At 38.7% G+C, this 19,163-nt stretch carries 25 protein-coding genes; 24 read left to right on the top strand and 1 reads right to left on the bottom strand.

Annotated features, from left to right (window positions below; translation table 11 throughout):
- Positions 1–157: 157 nt before the first annotated feature.
- From T501_RS15930 to T501_RS16000, 15 genes are all read left to right on the top strand, one after another.
- Entirely contained in the window at positions 158–1,186 is a 1,029-nt protein-coding gene (locus T501_RS15930; protein WP_044916039.1) for a phosphotransferase, read from the top strand.
- Positions 1,187–1,207: 21 nt separating this feature from the next.
- Positions 1,208–1,696 (top strand): P-loop nucleotide/nucleoside kinase family protein, encoded by a 489-nt coding sequence (locus T501_RS15935; RefSeq protein WP_044916042.1) that lies wholly within the window; start codon positions 1,208–1,210, stop codon positions 1,694–1,696.
- A 27-nt stretch (positions 1,697–1,723) separates the two neighbouring features.
- The gene (locus T501_RS15940) at positions 1,724–2,578 is read left to right on the top strand and encodes an NAD-dependent epimerase/dehydratase family protein (RefSeq protein ID WP_044916045.1); all 855 of its coding nucleotides are present in this window, start codon (positions 1,724–1,726) and stop codon (positions 2,576–2,578) included.
- Positions 2,579–2,651: 73 nt separating this feature from the next.
- Positions 2,652–3,248: an NlpC/P60 family protein gene (locus T501_RS15945; protein WP_044916047.1), complete on the top strand. Its 597-nt coding sequence runs from the start codon at positions 2,652–2,654 to the stop codon at positions 3,246–3,248.
- A 77-nt stretch (positions 3,249–3,325) separates the two neighbouring features.
- Positions 3,326–3,475 carry an HAD domain-containing protein gene (locus T501_RS21545; RefSeq protein ID WP_155994892.1) on the top strand — a complete coding sequence of 50 codons (150 nt, stop codon included), beginning with the start codon at positions 3,326–3,328 and terminating at the stop codon, positions 3,473–3,475.
- Between the two features lie 83 nt (positions 3,476–3,558).
- Positions 3,559–4,206 (top strand): IS607 family transposase, encoded by a 648-nt coding sequence (locus T501_RS15955; protein WP_197027975.1) that lies wholly within the window; start codon positions 3,559–3,561, stop codon positions 4,204–4,206.
- Positions 4,145–5,305: an RNA-guided endonuclease InsQ/TnpB family protein gene (locus T501_RS15960; protein WP_044916054.1), complete on the top strand. Its 1,161-nt coding sequence runs from the start codon at positions 4,145–4,147 to the stop codon at positions 5,303–5,305. The genes T501_RS15955 and T501_RS15960 overlap by 62 nt, the downstream gene beginning before the upstream one ends.
- Before the next feature lie 179 nt (positions 5,306–5,484).
- Complete coding sequence (locus T501_RS15965; RefSeq protein WP_050008357.1) at positions 5,485–5,853, top strand: HAD domain-containing protein; 369 nt, start codon at positions 5,485–5,487, stop codon at positions 5,851–5,853.
- A gap of 113 nt (positions 5,854–5,966) precedes the next feature.
- Complete coding sequence (locus T501_RS15970) at positions 5,967–6,569, top strand: GNAT family N-acetyltransferase (RefSeq protein ID WP_044916056.1); 603 nt, start codon at positions 5,967–5,969, stop codon at positions 6,567–6,569.
- Positions 6,570–6,614: 45 nt separating this feature from the next.
- Positions 6,615–6,938, top strand: a complete 324-nt coding sequence (locus T501_RS22985; RefSeq protein WP_044916058.1) for a C15 family peptidase — start codon at positions 6,615–6,617, stop codon at positions 6,936–6,938.
- Positions 6,939–7,269: 331 nt separating this feature from the next.
- Complete coding sequence (locus T501_RS15980; protein ID WP_026510764.1) at positions 7,270–7,980, top strand: lantibiotic protection ABC transporter ATP-binding protein; 711 nt, start codon at positions 7,270–7,272, stop codon at positions 7,978–7,980.
- A gap of 45 nt (positions 7,981–8,025) precedes the next feature.
- Positions 8,026–8,757 carry a lantibiotic immunity ABC transporter MutE/EpiE family permease subunit gene (locus tag T501_RS15985; protein WP_044916060.1) on the top strand — a complete coding sequence of 244 codons (732 nt, stop codon included), beginning with the start codon at positions 8,026–8,028 and terminating at the stop codon, positions 8,755–8,757.
- A 2-nt stretch (positions 8,758–8,759) separates the two neighbouring features.
- On the top strand, positions 8,760–9,503 hold the full coding sequence (locus T501_RS15990; protein ID WP_044916062.1) for a lantibiotic immunity ABC transporter MutG family permease subunit: 744 nt from the start codon (positions 8,760–8,762) through the stop codon (positions 9,501–9,503).
- A 41-nt stretch (positions 9,504–9,544) separates the two neighbouring features.
- Positions 9,545–10,207 carry a response regulator transcription factor gene (locus tag T501_RS15995; RefSeq protein ID WP_026510767.1) on the top strand — a complete coding sequence of 221 codons (663 nt, stop codon included), beginning with the start codon at positions 9,545–9,547 and terminating at the stop codon, positions 10,205–10,207.
- Positions 10,195–11,589 (top strand): HAMP domain-containing sensor histidine kinase, encoded by a 1,395-nt coding sequence (locus T501_RS16000; protein WP_044916063.1) that lies wholly within the window; start codon positions 10,195–10,197, stop codon positions 11,587–11,589. Before T501_RS15995 ends, T501_RS16000 begins: the two co-directional genes overlap by 13 nt.
- Before the next feature lie 30 nt (positions 11,590–11,619).
- Here T501_RS16000 and T501_RS16005 read toward each other — a convergent pair whose 3' ends face one another.
- Positions 11,620–11,976 (bottom strand): hypothetical protein, encoded by a 357-nt coding sequence (locus tag T501_RS16005; protein ID WP_026510769.1) that lies wholly within the window; start codon positions 11,974–11,976, stop codon positions 11,620–11,622.
- A 360-nt stretch (positions 11,977–12,336) separates the two neighbouring features.
- Here T501_RS16005 and T501_RS21550 point away from each other — a divergent pair, with 360 nt between their 5' ends.
- The 9 genes from T501_RS21550 to T501_RS16040 all read left to right on the top strand — a co-directional run bounded on the left by T501_RS21550 (position 12,337) and on the right by T501_RS16040 (position 19,001).
- On the top strand, positions 12,337–12,498 hold the full coding sequence (locus T501_RS21550) for a hypothetical protein (RefSeq protein WP_155831467.1): 162 nt from the start codon (positions 12,337–12,339) through the stop codon (positions 12,496–12,498).
- Between the two features lie 393 nt (positions 12,499–12,891).
- Positions 12,892–13,164, top strand: a complete 273-nt coding sequence (locus T501_RS16010; protein WP_026510770.1) for a hypothetical protein — start codon at positions 12,892–12,894, stop codon at positions 13,162–13,164.
- Between the two features lie 12 nt (positions 13,165–13,176).
- The gene (locus T501_RS16015; protein ID WP_026510771.1) at positions 13,177–13,884 is read left to right on the top strand and encodes an ABC transporter ATP-binding protein; all 708 of its coding nucleotides are present in this window, start codon (positions 13,177–13,179) and stop codon (positions 13,882–13,884) included.
- The gene (locus tag T501_RS16020) at positions 13,885–15,486 is read left to right on the top strand and encodes a hypothetical protein (protein ID WP_044916065.1); all 1,602 of its coding nucleotides are present in this window, start codon (positions 13,885–13,887) and stop codon (positions 15,484–15,486) included.
- A 19-nt stretch (positions 15,487–15,505) separates the two neighbouring features.
- Positions 15,506–15,913, top strand: a complete 408-nt coding sequence (locus tag T501_RS22615) for an aspartate/glutamate racemase family protein (RefSeq protein ID WP_026510773.1) — start codon at positions 15,506–15,508, stop codon at positions 15,911–15,913.
- A 52-nt stretch (positions 15,914–15,965) separates the two neighbouring features.
- Positions 15,966–16,088: a hypothetical protein gene (locus tag T501_RS22415; RefSeq protein ID WP_255347452.1), complete on the top strand. Its 123-nt coding sequence runs from the start codon at positions 15,966–15,968 to the stop codon at positions 16,086–16,088.
- A 637-nt stretch (positions 16,089–16,725) separates the two neighbouring features.
- Entirely contained in the window at positions 16,726–17,505 is a 780-nt protein-coding gene (locus T501_RS16030; RefSeq protein ID WP_044916067.1) for a GNAT family N-acetyltransferase, read from the top strand.
- A 94-nt stretch (positions 17,506–17,599) separates the two neighbouring features.
- Positions 17,600–18,265, top strand: coding sequence for an HAD family hydrolase (locus T501_RS16035; protein ID WP_026510775.1), 666 nt, complete (start codon positions 17,600–17,602; stop codon positions 18,263–18,265).
- Between the two features lie 193 nt (positions 18,266–18,458).
- Complete coding sequence (locus T501_RS16040) at positions 18,459–19,001, top strand: glutathione peroxidase (RefSeq protein ID WP_026510776.1); 543 nt, start codon at positions 18,459–18,461, stop codon at positions 18,999–19,001.
- The last annotated feature ends 162 nt before the right edge of the window (positions 19,002–19,163 follow it).

Here is a 19,163-nt window from a genome sequence, read left to right on the forward strand (position 1 = left end):
AGGTATTCAGAAATGAGTACCTCTTATTTTTTTGCTAAAATCTAGGTTTAAATAACAGATTGTAAATGCTTAATCCATATAGGATTACAGTTGATGTTATGTTATGATTATAAGGCTCATATCTGTTTCGAGCACTGATAACTGGGGGATGTAAATAATGTCACTTGAAAAAAGTGTTTTAGATATTGATAAGATTAGGGGGCTTCTTAACAGTGAATATGGATTGGAACTCTTGGATTGTATAAGTCTGGAGCTTGGCTCAGCTAATTGCTATAAAGTTCACTGCAAAGAAGGTGTTTTCTTTTTCAAAGAGTATCAAAGTGAGTTCACTAAAGACAGAGTGGATAATGAAGCAGATATTGTTAAGTTCCTGATTTCTAACGATTTTCCTGTTGCTGAATTTATAAAAAACGCCAATGGTCAAAATAGTGTTTTGTATGAAGGACATGTTATCAGTCTTCAGCAATTCATAGAGGGAAAATCATATCTTAATGATCTTCCACATTCTCTTTTAATGGAGAGTGCAAAGTATCTTGGTGTTATGCACTCACTTCTTAAAGATTATCCTATGGAAATAAGCATGGACTACGATTGGGCTGTGGGTTTTTCTTCAGAAGCCGTTTCACAAAAGTTTAATGGATTATTATCTGCATTGGATGAGAATAAGTCAGACCCGAATTATGTAAGGATTCATGATGACCTTGTCTTTAAAATGAAACTGATGGATTCAATAGATGCCTGGAAAGAGTATTTTAAAGGCATAACATATACTTCAACTCATGGGGATTACACGGCTTGTCAGTTAATCTGCGATGGAGGAGAAATTAAGGCGGTTATCGATTTCTCTTCGGCAGGTTGTATTCCTGCAGTATGGGAGATTATGAGGTCATATATTCAATCAGGTGGAGTAAGTAGAAACGGATCATATTTTGATGTTGAAGATTTTTCTTTATATGTAAAAGAGTATATGAAATACGCACCGCTAACTGAGAGAGACTTAGAGGCAATGCCTTATATATATCTTTTTCAACTTGCTCAAAGCAGTTACGGATATAAAGAGTATCTGGTTACAAAAACAGAAAACAAAGAAGCACTGCTTGATTTTGGGTTTTGGCGGACTGATATTTGCAGAGAGATATACAAAAAAGCATCTGATATATCAGTGGCATTATTACAAGTAGCGTAAATTTAGATTTCGGGAGAATTTATGGGAAAAGTATATTTGATATGTGGAAAAATATGTAGTGGTAAATCGTATTATGCGAAATTGCTCAAAGAGAAATACACTGCAGTCATTCTATCAACAGACGAGGCAACCTATGAGTTGATTAATAATGAGCAAGGAGAGTTTTATAATATATTTGCTCAGCGTGTAAACAATTATCTAAAAAAGAAAGCAGCAGAAATCTGTAAAGCAGGCGCTAATGTTATATTAGATTGGGGATTTTGGACTAAAGAAAACAGAACCGATATTTCATCATATCTAAAGTCGCAGGATGTAAGCTACGAATGGCATTATATCGACGTTGATGATGCTACTTGGAATCGTAACATAGAAGAGCGTAATAAAAGAATCGAAGAAGGAAATGGTGGATCAGACTTTTATGTGGATGAAGGCTTGCTAAATAAGTTACTATCTATGTTTGAAATACCTGAAAAAGCTGAGATGGATGTCTGGTATGAATTGAATCGTTAAAAAGCTGGAAAAGCAGGGAGAGAGTGCATGAAAATATTAGTTGTTGGTGGGACAAGATACTTCGGAATTCCTGTGGTAAACGCCTTGCTGGCAAAGGGGCATAATGTGACCATTGCCACCAGAGGAAATGTGAAGGTGGATTTTGAAGGTGAGGTAAGCTATGTGGTTCTTGACCGAATGGATTCGTCAAGTGTTAAAAGAGCTCTAGATAACCACAGGTTTGATGTGATCATTGATAAGATTGCCTATAGCTCTAACGATGTGAAAGCTCTTTTGGAGAACGTCAGCTGCGATAGATATATCCAGATGTCTACGTGCTCTGTTTATCCGTGTGAACATGCCGGTATTACGGAAGATGAATTTGTGACAAGCGAGTATCCCTTGGAATGGATGGACAGAATCAAGGATTATGAAAAGACTAAGCGCAACGCCGAGAGAGCAGTTTTGGAGTACATGGACCTTTCTGCCTGCACTTTTGTGAGGTATCCAGTCGTTCTTGGAGAGAACGACTATACCGGAAGGCTGCGCTTTTATATTGAACATATTAAAAATGAGCACTCCATGAACGTAGATGATCTGGATGTCGCTATGTCTTTTATCCATGAAAAAGAAGCGGGAGAATTTATGGCATATCTTGTGGATCATCCTGTTTGTGGTGCTGTTAACGGCTGCTCAAATGGTGATATAAGGATCTCTGAGATAATAAGCTGCGCGGAAAAGAAACTTGATAAAAAGGCCATCCTTGATGAGAATGGTGATGCTGCTCCGTTCAATGGACTTAAGGATGCACTTACCTTTAGCACAGAGAAAGCTAAAGAAGCTGGATATATCTTTTCGGATTTGAATAGTTGGATATACAAGCTGATTGATTATGAAATATGAGACATTGACATAGCTAAATGAACGTAAGGAAAAATTAAGGTAGAGTTTGGAACATGGAAATGGGGATTATAAAATGACAGAAGAAGCTGGAAAACGAGCTATTGAGAAGGCACTATTATATTCTAAGCATGAGTGGTATGCATCAGAGAAAAATGTAATGCATGGTATCGACAAAAATGGGAGATATGTAGATACGCCGGATATTACATGGCGAGGTGAAGAATTCGATTGTGGTTGGTGGAAGCTGGGACAGCTGAATGTAGGAATTCCCTATGGATGGGGGAATGCTTCATCATTGGAAGAGTTTGACCTGGGTATTGCTGAAGGTAAGTACGCTGGAAATGTACCGGAAGATACATCACGATATGGAAGTCATGAATGTGTAGGTGTAGATTGCTCGGGGCTTGTAACAGTATGTTGGGAACTACCAAAGAAAATACGGGCTAGAGATATTCCCGAAATTGCAGATTTAATAGATATAAAGGATATTAGACAGGGTGATGTCTTTGCGATATCTTCGCATGTCATGTTGTTTAAGGAATTCATTAATAAAGATAAGTGTAAAGTTAGAATTATAGATTCAACCAGAAGTATTGGCAAGGTGTCTCAAAGAGAATTTTTATTAGCAGATTTGCTTTGTCAAGGATATCGTGTATATAGGAAAAAATGAATATTGTTCCGAAGCGCGAAATTTTTCTAAGATTAAGAAGTGAATTTCAGTATTATCGGTTGGAGAATAAAGAGATTATGACAAAGGTTATTTTTTTAGATATTGATGGAGTTCTTAATTCTAATTTCTGGAATGCAGATCACCAGAGAGAAATAAGTGACGGGAAATACATAGATACTGAAAAAGTGAAGCTTTTATCAGAGCTTGTTAAGAAATCAGGAGAATAAATTAAGTAATCCATAATATTGTCAAATGTGATCAAGTGTGTTCAAATATACTCAAAGGAGTATATAATATGAATACATCGAATATCACAAATTACAAACCAAAAGATTTTGCTGAATTATTAGGCGTTTCCGTCAAGACGTTACAACGTTGGGATAGAGAAGGCACTTTAAAAGCAAACCGAACTCTAACTGATAGGCGCTATTATACATACGACCAATATCTTCAATTTAAAGGGATAGATACTGTAAACGATGCTCGAAAAACAGTTATCTATGCCAGAGTGTCTACAAGAAATCAAAAAGATGATTTACAGAATCAAGTATCATTTTTACGACAGTTTTGTAATGGTAAAGGTATTATTGTAGACCAATGTATAGAAGACTATGGCAGTGGACTTAATTACAATCGCAAACAATGGAATACTCTATTAGATGAAGTTATGGAGCAAAAAATCAAAACTGTCATAGTTACACACAAGGACAGATTTATCAGATTTGGGTATGATTGGTTTGAAAAATTCTGTATGAAATTCAATACAACTATAGTGGTAGTGAACAATGAAGAACTATCACCACAAGAAGAACTCGTGCAGGATATTGTTTCAATCCTTCATGTATTCTCTTGTAGGTTGTATGGACTTCGTAAGTATAAGAAACAAATAAAGGAGGATGAGGATATTGCTAAAGAGCTTCAAGACGGAAATAAATCCAACATTGGAACAGAAAGCTAAGATCAATAAGACTATCGGGACTTGCAGATATGTCTACAACTTCTATCTTGCTCACAATAAAGAATTGCATGATAACGGACAAAAGTTCATGTCTGGTAAAAGTTTTAGCGTATGGCTAAATAACGAATATCTCTCATACAATCCTGACTATAAATGGATTAAGGAAGTAAGTTCTAAATCGGTCAAAAAGTCCATTGAAGATGGATATACAGCATTTACACGATTCTTCAAAGGGCAAAGCAAGTTCCCTAACTTCAAGAAGAAAGGCAAGTCTGATGTGAAGATGTATTTCGTAAAGAACAATCCAAAAGACTGCTTTTGCGAAAGACACCGCATCAATATACCTACTCTTGGATGGGTGAGATTAAAAGAAAAAGGTTATATTCCAACCACTAAAGATGGTTATGTTATCAAAAGCGGAACTATTTCTGTAAAAGCAAGTAGATACTATGTATCAGCACTAGTAGAAGTTCCAGATACTAAGATTTCTAACAATTCAAATGAAGGTATAGGAATAGACCTAGGGCTTAAAGATTTAGCTATAGTTTCCAATGGCAAGACTTATAAGAACATCAATAAGTCAGCAAGATTTAAGAAACTGGAGAAACAACTACGTAGAGAGCAAAGATGTCTCTCACGTAAATATGAGAATTTAAAGAAAGGAGAGTCCACTCAAAGAAATATACAAAAACAAAAGCTTAAGGTACAGAAGCTTCATCATAGGATAGACAATATCCGTACTGACTACATCAATAAAACAATAGCTGAGATAGTGAAAACCAAACCATCTTACATAACTATTGAAGACTTGAATGTATCAGGGATGATGAAGAACAGGCATCTTTCAAAAGCTGTTGCATCACAAAAGTTCTATGAATTTAGAACCAAGCTTAAAGCAAAATGTGATGAGAACGGAATTGAACTTAGAATTGTAGACAGGTGGTATCCGTCTTCTAAAATATGTCATTGCTGCGGGGCTATCAAGAAGAATTTAAAACTTTCTGACCGTTTATATAGATGCGCATGTGGCTATATTGAAGATAGAGATTTTAATGCAAGTCTAAATCTTAGAGATGCTGTAACTTACGAAGTTGCATAATCAAGCAAACGTAAGTATGTACCGAAGGCTATTTCGGGAATTAACGACTGTGGAGTGTACAAGAACTTGTGAGTAGCGTATTGCTTGCAATCGCCAAAGCATACACGATGAAGCAGTAAGAAGTGACCGTGAGGACTTCGATTTCTCGATGTGTTTGAGTTTATTTGAGCACATTTTGAGTGGCAGCTTCAATTATACTGCATTCCGGATGGCGATTTTGGTATGGGGTTGACTTAAAGCCTCTGCGCCCTAAAGCGGAGTACCTTACATCTCTTTTGGAAAAAGAAGGAATATCAGTTGCAGGAATTACTCCTAATCTGACAACAGAAGAAATTAGAAGATCAAAGAGATTCAGTAAGGTTAAGGCTGACGAAATACTTACGTGGCTTAAGGATCACCCTGATACTGAAAGGTGGGTAGTTCTTGATGATCTAGAGCTTCATAACAATAGTGTTGCAAAATGTCAGGTCATGACTGATGCTGAGCAGGGGCTGACCGAAGTGGATGTGGAGAATGCACTGAAGATATTAAGCGGAGAAGATAGATGAATAAGAATATTCAACTGCATAAAATTCTGGAGCATTGGGAACTGGGGAAGTGTAAGCAGTTTTTGTGAAATACAAATCGATATAAGATTTCGTATAAAAATGTTGAGGGTTGCATGGAGATAAAAGTTAGACTTGAAGAAGAAAAAGACTATAGAAGGGTAGAGGAAATAACAAGAGCCGCCTTTGGGTATCCTGACAGAGTAGAGCGTGGACAGATTGGTTGCCCCTATGAGCATTGGATGGTTCATGAATTGCGGCATCGTGATGGAATTATGGATCTCAGTTTGGTTGCCGAACTGGAAGATGGGACGATAGTTGGGCATATTATTTGCAGTAATGCAGTTGTGAGAAAGGAAAATCTGTCTTTTCCTGTCCTGAACTTTGGTCCATTGAGTGTATTACCTGAATATCAGAGGAGAGGCGTTGGAGGAGCGCTTATTCGAGCAATGATAGAACGAGCAAAACAGCTTGATTATGGCGCTATTTTGTTTTTTGGAAGACCTGAGTACTATCCCCAGTTTGGATTCAAGGAAGCAGAAACTTTTGGAATAGCAGATGCGGATGGATATAATTATCCCTCATTTATGGCGATGGAGCTGAAAGAAGGATATTTGAAAGCTGTTCGCGGAGGAAGATATTTTGAATCAGATATTTATAACGATGAATTGAACCGTGAGGCAGTGAGAGCTTTTGACGGAGAGTTTACAAACGAATAAATGAGACTGTTTGTCTGATTTAAGGGGAAAAATAACGCATCAAGTGTGTTAGTAGAAGAACTACCTCCCGAGCATCTGCTTCTCACCAATTTTTTTACCGGACTTAAAAAGGACATTGATTCCATTGGTAAAGAATATAACCAAGTTATTATGTTTGGCATTGACAAATCATTGACTTCGAGGGTGAGGATTGAAAAGTATGCGGCCAAGGAAGGCACCAGATGTGCTTCAAAACTGGATTTGGACAAGATGTCAGAATCCATAAAATCCGCTGGAGTACAGGTGGTGATATCTGAACGCCCAACAGCCTATCTTTGCAACGAGGCATATTGGCATGTACTCAATAAGTTTTCTGGAACTTGTGAATGAGAAAGATGTTCTCAGGGGGCAGCTTAAGCAGGTAAAGCAGAAACATGGGATTATAGAAAGAGAGAATTACAATTAGCCAAAATCAGAGGATAGTAGACAACCAGGGACGACTCCGGAAAAAGAGAAGGCTATTACAGAAGCATTTAAGTATTTTAAAATGATTTGATGGAAAAGAGGCATTCTTTTATAGAGTGCCTCTCATTTTTTCGCGGCAAGATATTTATGGACATATGAAAACTTTTCTTATAAGCTTCATCAAATCTTTATTTTTTCTTTGTATTCTGTTTTCAGGTTGAAAAACAAATATATTGAAAATGGAAGGGGAAAAATAATGGAAATGATGCTTAAAACTAACGAACTCTGTAAGACTTTTAAAGATCAGAAAGCTGTAAATAAAGTTTCGTTGAATATACCAAAGGGTTGTGTGTACGGTCTTCTCGGACCAAATGGTGCAGGAAAGTCAACAACACTTAAGATGATAACGGGAATCATGAAGCCCACAGACGGCGAGATCATCTACGATGGGAAGACTTGGGATAGAAGCGTACTTGAAGAGATCGGAGCACTGATCGAGAATCCTCCGATCTATGAAAACCTCACAGCAAGAGAGAATCTTGAAGTAAGAGCGATTCTTCTTGGAGTTCCCAAGAGCAGGATTGATGAAGTTTTAAAAACAGTTTCACTTACGAACACAGGAAAAAAGAAGGCGGGGCAGTTTTCACTTGGAATGAAGCAAAGACTTGGTATAGCACTTGCGCTTCTTGGAAATCCTAAGCTTCTTATTCTGGATGAGCCTACAAACGGACTTGATCCTATCGGAATTGAAGAGCTTAGAGAACTCATAAGATCTTTCCCAAAGCAGGGAATCACCGTAATCCTGTCAAGCCACATACTTTCAGAGGTTCAGATGTGTGCTAACTATATTGGAATAATCTCAGACGGAGTGCTCGGATATGAAGGCGAGCTCCTTCCGGAACAGAATCTTGAAGAGCTTTTTATGGATGTTGTTAAGAAAAATCGTGAACTTCAGAATATTGCATAAAGAGTGTAAATTGCCAATTACTTAATATATGAAAGGACTAAAGCAATGACTAACGTAATAAGAGCTGAATTTTTAAAATCAAAGAGAACAGTGAGCAGTAAACTCATATTTGTATTTCCAATAATCGCACTTGTAATGGCGCTTGTGCTTACAGCAGGAATGACAAACGCATACGCAGAGAGCGCTTGGAACTGGTGGTATACGTTTCTTCTTCCTGGAATGATTGCTATTGTAAGTTACCTTTCTGTTATGAGAGAAAAGAAAAACGGGTACTACAATATCAAAGCTCTTCCTATCGAGAAAAAAGAGCTGATGCTTGGGAAAATAGCCTATCTGGGAATTCTTGTACTCATATCAAATGCGGTTCTGTTTATGGGTGCTGCTTTAGGAGGCACCTTTTTAACAACAAGTGTTCCGGTAGTTGGGGCAGCTATAACTGTTTTAGTTCTTTCTATAGTTCAGCTTTGGCAGATTCCACTTTTCTTATTCCTTAGCGAAAAATTCGGAATGGTCGTTGAACTCATAGCCTGCATGTTCATAACCGTGCTTGGAATTATTGTGGCACCTTCAGGAAAATGGTTTTTGTTCGTATCTGCAGTACCTATGAGAATTGTTACTCCGCTTCTTCATGTACTTCCAAACGGTTTGAGAGCGCAGGCAGGAGATCCGCTTCTTAACGCTTCTGTAATCTTTCCCGGAATTCTCATCGCCCTGGTCTGGTTTGTGGTTTTAACTTATCTATATCTTAACTGGTTTGAAAAAGGAGATGTGAAATAAAAATGTTTAGTAGATGCCTTCGAGCAGATTTTTATAAAATGAAAAGAAACCCCATAACTATTGCGCATATAGTAATCCCGATTGTGGTAAGCATAGTGTTTCTTGCTTATTATGCGACTTCCGGATGGAATGAGACCGATAAGATATCCGCATTTTTTGAGGCTCTTGGATCTGGATTTCCTGTATTGATTGGAATATTCATTGCAAGTACAATGGAGCAGGAGCAAAATGCCGGAGCGTTTCAAAATCTTCTTACTTTAAGAAGTAAGACGGCAGCGCTCTTCTCAAAGGCAGTGACATTAATTTTACTTAGTCTCTTTGCCTTGCTATTTACAGCAGTTTTATTCGGAGTAGGCTTTATCATTATTCACGGACAGGGCACCGCTTCAATGGGAGTGTTGCTCATGGCAGCCTTTGTTATGTGGCTTTCAGCGATTCCGCTCTATCTGCTGTTTGATATTTTTGCATTTGTTTTTGGCAAGGCTTTTGTAATAGGTGCAGGTTTGATTTCGGGACTTATCAGTGCACTTTTCCTTACAGATATTGGAATGTATGCCTGGAAGGTCGTGCCACTTTCATGGACAGCCAGAATGCCTGAAACATTCCTTGTATACGAACTTGCAGATATTGGAGCACTTTCTGAGATCAGGTCACAGGCACTGATTTACATGGCAGTTGCCATCGTTTGCTTGGCGGGATACTTTATTTTTGCTGCAAACTATGAGGGTAGTAAGATATCTGAATAATTGTCTCCAAATATTTTGAAAAAGAGGATGAAAAAAGAATTATGGCAAACATACTGGCAGTTGACGACGAAAACGCCATTTTAAACATGATCGAGAATGTTCTGGTTAAGGACTCTCATGCAGTTACGAAAATTGATGATCCTACGAAGATTGAGATGGATAAGCTCTCACGTTTTGATCTAATATTACTGGACGTGATGATGCCTGGAATTGATGGGTTTGAGCTATGCTCGAAGATAAGGAATATAGTTGATTGCCCAATTTTATTTATCACCGCAAAGACGGATGAGGGAAGTCTTGTAAATGGACTTGCCCTCGGTGCAGATGACTATATCTGCAAGCCCTTCGGAGTTATGGAGCTTCGTGCAAGAATCGGTGCGCACCTTCGAAGAGAAAAGCGTGAGCATGTGGCAAGACTTGCCATTGGCAGAATCTGCTTTATGCTTGAAGCCCGTAAGATGATGCTCGATGAAGAGGAAATAAATCTCACAAAGGCTGAGTACGACATATGTGAGTTTTTGGCAAAGAACCGTGGCCAGATTTTTTCAAAGGAGCAGATACTGGAAAAAGTGTTGGGATACGATAGTGAGAGTTGCGACAGCACAATAATCACGCATATCAAAAACATCAGAACAAAGCTCTCACGCTTCGAGTATATGCCAATTAAGACAGTTTGGGGGATTGGTTATAAATGGGAAGAGTAAAGAGTAAAGATAAAAAGAATAAGAGGGGAACGCTAGGTCTTGGAAGTATGTTCGAGGTCTATATTTTTTTAATGGGATTTGCTCTCCTTATATGGGCAGCTATTTCTCTTTTTGCTTTTAATCTTCTTATAAATGCCGGAGTTATCTACCCGGCTAACTATGCGGAGTACAGGATAAGTGAAGTCTCTGAACAGATTAAAACAGCAAACGAAGTGACCTCCGATCTGATTCCCGAGGTATGCCGCTATGTGGTTTTTTCAGATGATGGAGAAGTCCTCTCAGGCAATCTCGATGAAAAGGATGTAGAAACTGCATGGAAGGTATTATCAAATAATAATAATAATTATAGTGACGGCAGATTTTATAGAATTATTATTCGTCCGGATGAATATGTTGTTTTGCAGTATAGGCTTAAGCCTCAGTATAAATCCATGTGGATGAATGAGCATCTGCCAAATCCTGAAAATCTCCTGACCATTTTCATTATTATATGCTGCTTGGGAATCATACGGATTTTTGCTAAGAAATTTGGCTCAGGGATTAGAAAGAAGATGACTCCCATGAGAGAGGCCTTAGAGCAGATTGGCGACAGGAACTTGGATTTTAAGGTGAATTATTCAGGCGTTAGAGAGATTGATGAATGTCTGGTGGCACTGGATGACATGCGATATGCCCTTAAGACTTCACTTCAGAAGCAGTGGGAAACTGAGCAGGAAAAGAATAGGCAGATGTCAGCACTTGCCCACGATATCAAAACTCCGCTTACGGTAGTTCGCGGCAATTCTGAGCTTTTGCTTGAGACAGAGCTTACGGATGAGCAGAAGAACTATGCTGACTATATTTCGGGGAGTGTACTTCAGATCCAGAACTACGTGCAGACACTCATAGAAGTTACAAAGTCTCAGGAAGGTATCGAACAGACACCTGTTAAGGTAAAAGTCGCTGATATTCTGGCTGATATTAAAAAGCAGACCATGGGACTTTCTGAAGTTTATCAACTTCAGATTAACTGGAAGGAAGAGTGTGAGAACGAGGTAGTTATCAGCGTCGTGTACGACCACGTAGTAAGGGCTGTTATGAATGTTGTGAGAAATGCTGCTGAGTATACGCCCGAGGGTGGCGTAATAAATACTACTGCTACTTACAGAGGTGGAAAACTTGTCTTTATCGTTGAGGATTCCGGAAGCGGATTCACGCCTGAAGCTCTTGTTCATGGCACAGAACAGTTTTTCATGGATGATTCCAGTAGAACCGGTAGCTCTCATTATGGTATCGGATTATTCTTTGCGAAGAAAGTAGCAAAGGAGCATGGCGGAGATATTGTTCTTGCTAATTCTAAGGAGATTGGTGGAGCTAAGGTTGAGATAAGCTTTATTAGTTAATGAGGACAGTCCGCTTGACTCATTAACACTTTATTTCTTTTTCTTACCGCGCCTATTTCTTTTTATCGGTTTACAAAGATCTGAGTACCTTTGCAGGATGTCAGTAAAGGTTTTAAACTCATATGGATCCATTTTGGTGAAATTGAATTTGAAGAGTTTACTGTACATCATCATCTGAGCTTGCGTTGCATTATCGGCAGTCTTTAATTCTTCAAATGAGTCGAGAATATCATCAACGGGAGTAGTTGCATCACCGGTATCAGCATCCTTGCTGTGTGCATCTCTTATATCTTTAGCGATTTTTACAATGTCATTTCCGAGAAGATTGTTAAAGTAATTGTCTTCGGAAATAGAAGCTGCAGGAGCACTATGGATTCCATGTAACAAACCTAAATATTGCGCAGGTAAAGCAGAAACATGGAATCATTGAGAGGGAAAATTATAACAAGCCGAAGTCAGAGGATAGTAAACAGCGGGGTACAACTCCGGAGAAGGAAAAAGCTATTACTGAGGCTCTGAAGTTTTACAAGATGAGCTAAGTTTAGAGGACAGGGATAAAAATCTCTGTCCTTTTTGAATGAAAAAATCAGTGTGAAATTGAACAAAACAAGTGTAAACGGATTAGAGGTTATCTAGAAGTGATAAATATATCTTAAATGTCACTACTTCAGAGCGATGCATAAGGTCGTTGATGGCAGTTTAATCAGTTCTGATGAATATTGAATATACACATTAAGGAGGTTAGATATGAGATATAATGATATTCAGGACACAAGAATTAACTTAACTTCCAGAAAGAAAAGAAATGAAACCATGTCTATTGATTATGAAAAGTGCATGGAAAAGCTATTTGAGATGAAGAATGGTTGGCGCAGAGTGAATGCTTTTGGTGCAACGTTTTTTATCTGAATGATTTTTGAAAGTAAAAGGAAGACAATATGATAAAAAATGTAGCAATAGTAAGCCTTTCTTCCGGTACTATAGGAGAGCACAAATGATCGGAGTTTTTAGTTTTATTCGTGCAGCTCTCCCATGGGTAGCAATGGGACTTGCGCTTGCAATTTTGCTTGGGAAAAGGTAGCATGCAATGACTGCGTGAACCCGTGTGCTGGCTGCTTTGGTTGCTGGCTGCTAACTCGGGTATGTCAAAAGGTGCAAAGGCTAACGGACTGAGCAAAAAAAAAGTAATGATTCAGCGATAAAAAACAATGAGGAAAATCAGTGTAAAACAGACCCCAATAAGTGTAAATGATGGGTCTGTTTTATTTTGGGGTTAAAGTATTGATAGTAGGAGGGCATGGGATGGTTAATAGTAAGACAAAATATGAAGCCACGCTCGAAGAAATCAGGGAACTTTTTTCTTTTCATAAGCTTGGAAATCTGACAGGCATTACAACACTTGGAAATGGCGAATTCAATGCAGCATACAGGGTTGTTCTTGACAGTGGGACAAGCCTTGTTCTTCTGGTAATCTCAATAGGTTTTTCCCTCCTCATTAAAAAGGTTCTAAGGAAGATCGCAGTTAGTGAGAACTATCAGGAAGCTATGGAAGTGCTTTTCAATAAGAAGAATTGAGGTGAAATTAAAATGCTTAAAATAGAACATTTATCAAAAACATATGGAACAAAGAGAGCTGTTGATGATTTATCCCTCCATATCAGACCCGGAGAGATTTTCGGGTTTATCGGCCATAATGGAGCAGGTAAGAGTACAACTTTAAAAAGCGCTGTTGGTATACTACAGTTCGATGAGGGGAAGGTCTATATAGATGGAAAATCTATAATTGATTCCCCGGTGGAGTGCAAGAAGGTTATGGCATATATTCCGGACAATCCTGATCTGTATGACTTTATGAGCGGTATAAAGTATCTGAATTTTGTAGCAGATGTATATGGGATTTCTGTAGCGGACAGGCAGGAGAAAATAAATAAGTATGCAGAAATGTTTGAGATTACTAAGGATCTTGGGATGCCTATATCATCATATTCCCACGGCATGAAGCAGAAGCTGGCGCTTATAAGTGCATGGATGCATGATCCGAAGCTGATAATCATGGATGAACCGTTTGTCGGACTTGATCCGAAGGCCTCACACCTTCTAAAGGAAATGATGAGGGAGCACTGCGATAAAGGCGGGGCTATATTTTTCTCAACACATGTACTTGAGGTGGCTGAAAAGCTTTGTGATAAGGTTGCGATCATTAACCATGGAAGGCTTGTAAAGGTTGGAAAGATGGAAGAAGTTAAGGGCGATGACAGCCTTGAGGATGTATTCCTGGAACTGGAGGCAGTATAAATGCTGAAAACATTGGTTAAGAAACAGATTTTTGAAGTGTTTAAGAGTTACTTCTATGATGCCAAGAGAAACAGAATGCGCTCAAAGCCTGCTATAGCTGCATGGATAGTATTCTTTGTGGTGATAATGGTAGGGATTCTTGGAGGTATCTTTCTTGGACTGTCGTTTACTATGTGCGGATCACTTGTTACTGCCGGAATAGACTGGATGTATTATCTCATAATGGGGTGTGTAGCAGTATTTCTCGGATCCTTTGGGAGCGTATATAATTCGTATGCCTCATTATATCTAGCAAAAGATAATGAATTATTGCTGGCGATGCCTATACCTGTCAGGGATGTGATTGGTGCAAGACTCATAAATGTATATCTCCTTGGTGTGATGTATATGTTAACTGTCCTTATTCCAGCGGACATCGTATATTTTGTTTTGACAGGGATCAATGTAACAAAGGTAATAGGTGCGGTGCTGTTTTTCTTATGTATATCGGCAATCGTAATGCTGATATCCTGTGGGCTGGGATTTGTTATCGCAAAGATTAGTCTCCGATTAAAGAACAAGAGTCTGATATCAGTGTTTGTGACGCTCGCAGGCGTGGTCGCATACTTTACGTTCTATTTCAGGGCAGGGGATATTGTGAAGGCGCTGCTGCTTAATGCCCCGGAGTATGCAGCTTTTATAAAAAGATATGCTTATGTGTTGTATTTGTTTGGCTGCTTCGGAGCCGGGAGCCTGCTCTGGGCAGGGGTATTTACCACCTCTTTTGCCGGTCTGTGCATGGTTATTTTTCATCTTATATTAAAGAGCTTTATCAGTATTGCTACTACATCCGGTAAGATGGAGAGGGTTGCATATAAAGTTATCAGATACAGGCAGAAAGCAATTCCGCAGGCACTTCTTTGGAAGGAATTCCAGAAGTTTATTACAAGTCCTACATATATGCTGAACTGTGGCCTTGGTATCATACTGATGCCTGCCGCTGCAGTTTTTATGATGATAAAAGGACGCGGAATTATTGATACTCTTAACGAGGTGTTTGTATCCCGTCCCGGAAGTGCAGATGTCCTAATCTGTACAGGAATCATTTTCATGGCTGCTATGGTAGATACTGCAATGCCATCAGTATCTTTGGAGGGTAAGAGCCTCTGGATCCTTAAGACCATGCCTGCTTCGGCAGGGAAGATACTGAGTGCAAAGGCCTTACTGCAGATTATACTGTCAGTCCCGCCGGCATTGATATTATCATTATGCACTGGGATTATAGCCGATGAATCAGCTTTATGCAGATTCCTGATAATAATACTTCCACTTTCATATGCTGCCTTTGCAGCAGTTCTCGAAACGGCATTTGCAGTAAAAATGCCTATTCTGGAATGGACAAATGAAAATGTTCCGGTCAAGCAATGTGGGGCAGCGTTTATTACGGTGATCTCATTCTGGGCTGTATCTATCCTGTTTGCAGGAGGATATATGCTTGTGGGGTATCATTTAGGTGCGGAAGTTTATCTATTGGCATGGGAGTTATTATTTGTACTATCATCTATCGCCATAACAAAATGGCTAGATACAGAGGGTGCCAGGATATTTGCAGAACTTAATTGAAAAAATGGAGAAAAACGGAATGAAGACAATTGGGATTATCGGCGGTATGAGCTGGGAAAGTACGGTTACATATTATGAGATCATAAACCAAGAGGTGATCAGAAGACTTGGTGGATTTCACAGTGCCAAGATACTTATGTATAGTGTGGATTTTGCCGAACTTGAAGAAAATATGGAGAATGGCTACTGGCAGGGGAATGCTGTTATTCTGGCAGATGCAGCGATGAGGCTTGAAAAGGCAGGCGCTGACTTTATCGTAATTGCATTTAAGGAGAGGATGCATGGAAATCTTCCTACCCCGGTTGAACATATGCTTGAGAATAAGCATGGAATGTTTGATACTGAACAGGCTGACTTTAAGTATGATGGCGTAAATGGAGACGCTGCTTCGTTATGCAGGTTACTTGAAGAGGAAATTGCTGTATGAGACCAGATTATATCATGTTGGATGAATATATTTTATGAAAAGGAATGATAAAATGGAAAACAGAATTATAGAAAAAATGATTGATGCAATGCATATTGGAAAAGATGACATTGTTTTTTTAACTACTGGTCAGAGGGTGGCGATGGTGATCTTTCGAGCTATGAGAAGGCATTAGCGGACAGAAACATAGGCTTTCACACTATACTCTTTTTCGGATGAATTTCTGAATGAGCTTGCTAGATTTATGGTCTGGAACGAATTAATTGCAGCATCGGACATATGAAATTTTGGTACCAATACTGGCTTAAACAAGAAGACACTGGCATACAGGTTTTTTGACTTTGAATTTAGGCAGAATGTATTGGTGCTTTTTTATTGACATAAATAATGATCATTAGCATTATTGTTAATGAGTATAAGTGCAAGTGTTAAGTATAAGTGAGTATGTGTAAGTATAAATATAAGTAAGAATATTCTATTCTGCGATAGGATTTAATGCTGTTCTTGGAATATATCTTTTCAACGGATTTGAGAACAAAGTAAAGAAATGAAGAGCAGATTGACTAGTGTCTTGTCTGAATGACAATTTGATATATTACTTGTCTAATTCTCAATACGCTTCGTCATCTTCAATCGCCGTAGCCACCGCTACGACTCATTCAGATTCCTAGCCTATTGAGAATGATACTTCGTAATTAAATCAAAAGTCACCCAGACAAAACACTAGTTCGGATGGGCAAAACAACTGCTGGAGGACAGAATTGATAACTTCGGAGAGGACAGAATAAGTAGAAGACACAGGAGGAATGATTTTGAGAAGGATCAGCAGAATCTGCCATAAAGAATATATCGAATGGGCTAGAGAATGTACCGCTAATCAAGTTTATCCGATGTCAATTGCAACTGGGACTCAGGATGGAGAAATATATACGGGTGGTGACTGTGTACTGTTCTGGCATTATAGTGGGTTTGCATACATTTCAGGAAATGTGAGACCAGATATTCTTGATGAAATATATCGAAAGTTTCTGGCTTCGGATACGGAGCGAAGGTCTGAGCCGTTGGATCCTAAGCGAAGGTTTTTATTAATCACAGATTCGGAGTTTATTTTAGATTATTATTCGGGTGCTGACTTGATCCAAATAGATAAAAGGATTGAATACATCTATGTAGGAATACCTGAAAATATACCAATACTTGATGAAAGCTTTGCCCTTGAGACTATAACTGCAGACAATATAGGTGAAATTCGGGGAAGGATTACGCCATCTTTTTCATGGAAGGACAGCGATTCGTTCCTTCAGAATGGATTTGGATTTATAGCCAGAAGTAAGGAAGATGGCTGCTTTGCTGCTGTGGCATTTTCAAGCGCAATAAGTCCGGAAGAAGTAGATATAGGTGTTGAGACTACCGCAGAATATAGACACCATGGCTTGGCGTCATATCTTGCGTACAGAATGTGCATGGAAATCATACAGCAGGGAAGGAAACCTGTATGGGCACATGCTGAAACGAATACAGGCTCACAGAAAACTGCACTCAGTGTCGGCTTTAAGCCAATCGTTATAAATATGGTAATTCATAGGAAGTAATAAACATAACTTGCGGATATGGCAGAAGATAAAAGAATTAAATAATTGCTGCGATAAAGAATTAAATAATTGTTGAGGTAAGAGGTTAGGAGTAATGAGAAAAGATTGTTGTGTTATTTTTGATATGGATGGGGTGATCTTTGATTCCGAGAGGGCATGCCTTTACGTATGGAGTGAGGCTGCATCCGGATTTGGCGTGGGCAATATTCGTGAAGTTTTTTATAAGTGCATAGGGACGAATAACAATCAGACCAGGCAGATTGTTGAGGAAGCATATTCAAAGGATTTTGGTCCCGGCATAGCAGATAAAATACTTGCAGAGAGTAGTAGACTTTTTCATGAAAGATATGATGGAGGAAGACTCCCTGTCAAAAAAGGAGTAAAGGAGATTCTTGAATATCTCAAAAGTGAAAATATAAGGTGTGCGGTGGCTTCATCAACAAGAAAAGCAGTTGTGGAAAACGAGCTTCGGGATGCCGGATTTCTTGACTACTTTGAAGAAATAATAGGTGGAGATGCGGTAAAAATATCAAAGCCAAATCCGGAGATATATCTTATGGCATGCGATATAATGAAAGTAAATCCAATGGATGCATATGCTATAGAAGATTCATATAATGGAATCAGGGCTGCTCATGCTGCAGGCATGAAACCAATAATGGTGCCGGATATGATACCTGCAAATGATGAGATGAAATCTCTGTCAGTCAGAATTTGTGCGGATTTAATTGAAGTAATCGACTTTTTAAAGGCGGATTAATATTAAAGTGATTGCCTTTTTAAAGGCGGATCTATATCGAAGTAATTGATTTTTAAAAGAATGAAGAAAAAAGTATTGACATAATGAATTGCATACAATATAATCACATTAAATCGAGAGCAGATAACATAAATAATTACATTGTAACAATACATTTTATATTTTTTAGTTTGATCATTTATGGAGGTCAATTATGGGATTTTATGATTATTCAGTAACAACAGCTAAGGGCGAAGATTTTTCAATGGATAACTACAAGGGAAAGGTTGTTCTTGTAGTTAACACAGCTACAGGATGTGGTTTCACACCTCATTACAAGGACATTGAAGAGATGTATGAGAAATTCCATGATCAGGGATTTGAAGTACTTGATATCCCTTGCAACCAGTTTGCAGGACAGACACCCGGTACTGACGAAGAGATTCATGAATTCTGTACACTTCATTACAATACAAAGTTCCCTCAGATGAAGAAGTCTGAAGTTAATGGTGAGAACCAGCTTCCTCTTTATAAGTTCCTTAAGGAGCAGAAGGGCTTTGAAGGATTTGGTAAGGGACCTTCAGCACTGGCTATGAGCGTAATGCTTAAGAAGATTGATAAGGATTATAAGAACAATCCTGATATCAAGTGGAACTTCACAAAGTTTGTTGTTGACAGAAACGGTGAAGTTGTAGCTCGTTTTGAGCCCACAGAAAAGATGGATAACGTAGCTGCTTGTGTTGAGAAACTCATATAATTACATTTAATAAATAAGAAAATCATAAAGGTTAACGCCGCAATCTTAAAACTTAGATTGCGGCGTTATTTTTGCGGGCGATTTCCGCTTTTGCCCACAAAAAGTCATAGATTCCTGTTTTTCCTCAGAAAAACGGGAATCGTATTGGACCAGGTCCTCGCG

The organism is Butyrivibrio sp. WCE2006 (genome assembly GCF_000701985.1).
Lineage (GTDB): Bacteria > Bacillota > Clostridia > Lachnospirales > Lachnospiraceae > Butyrivibrio.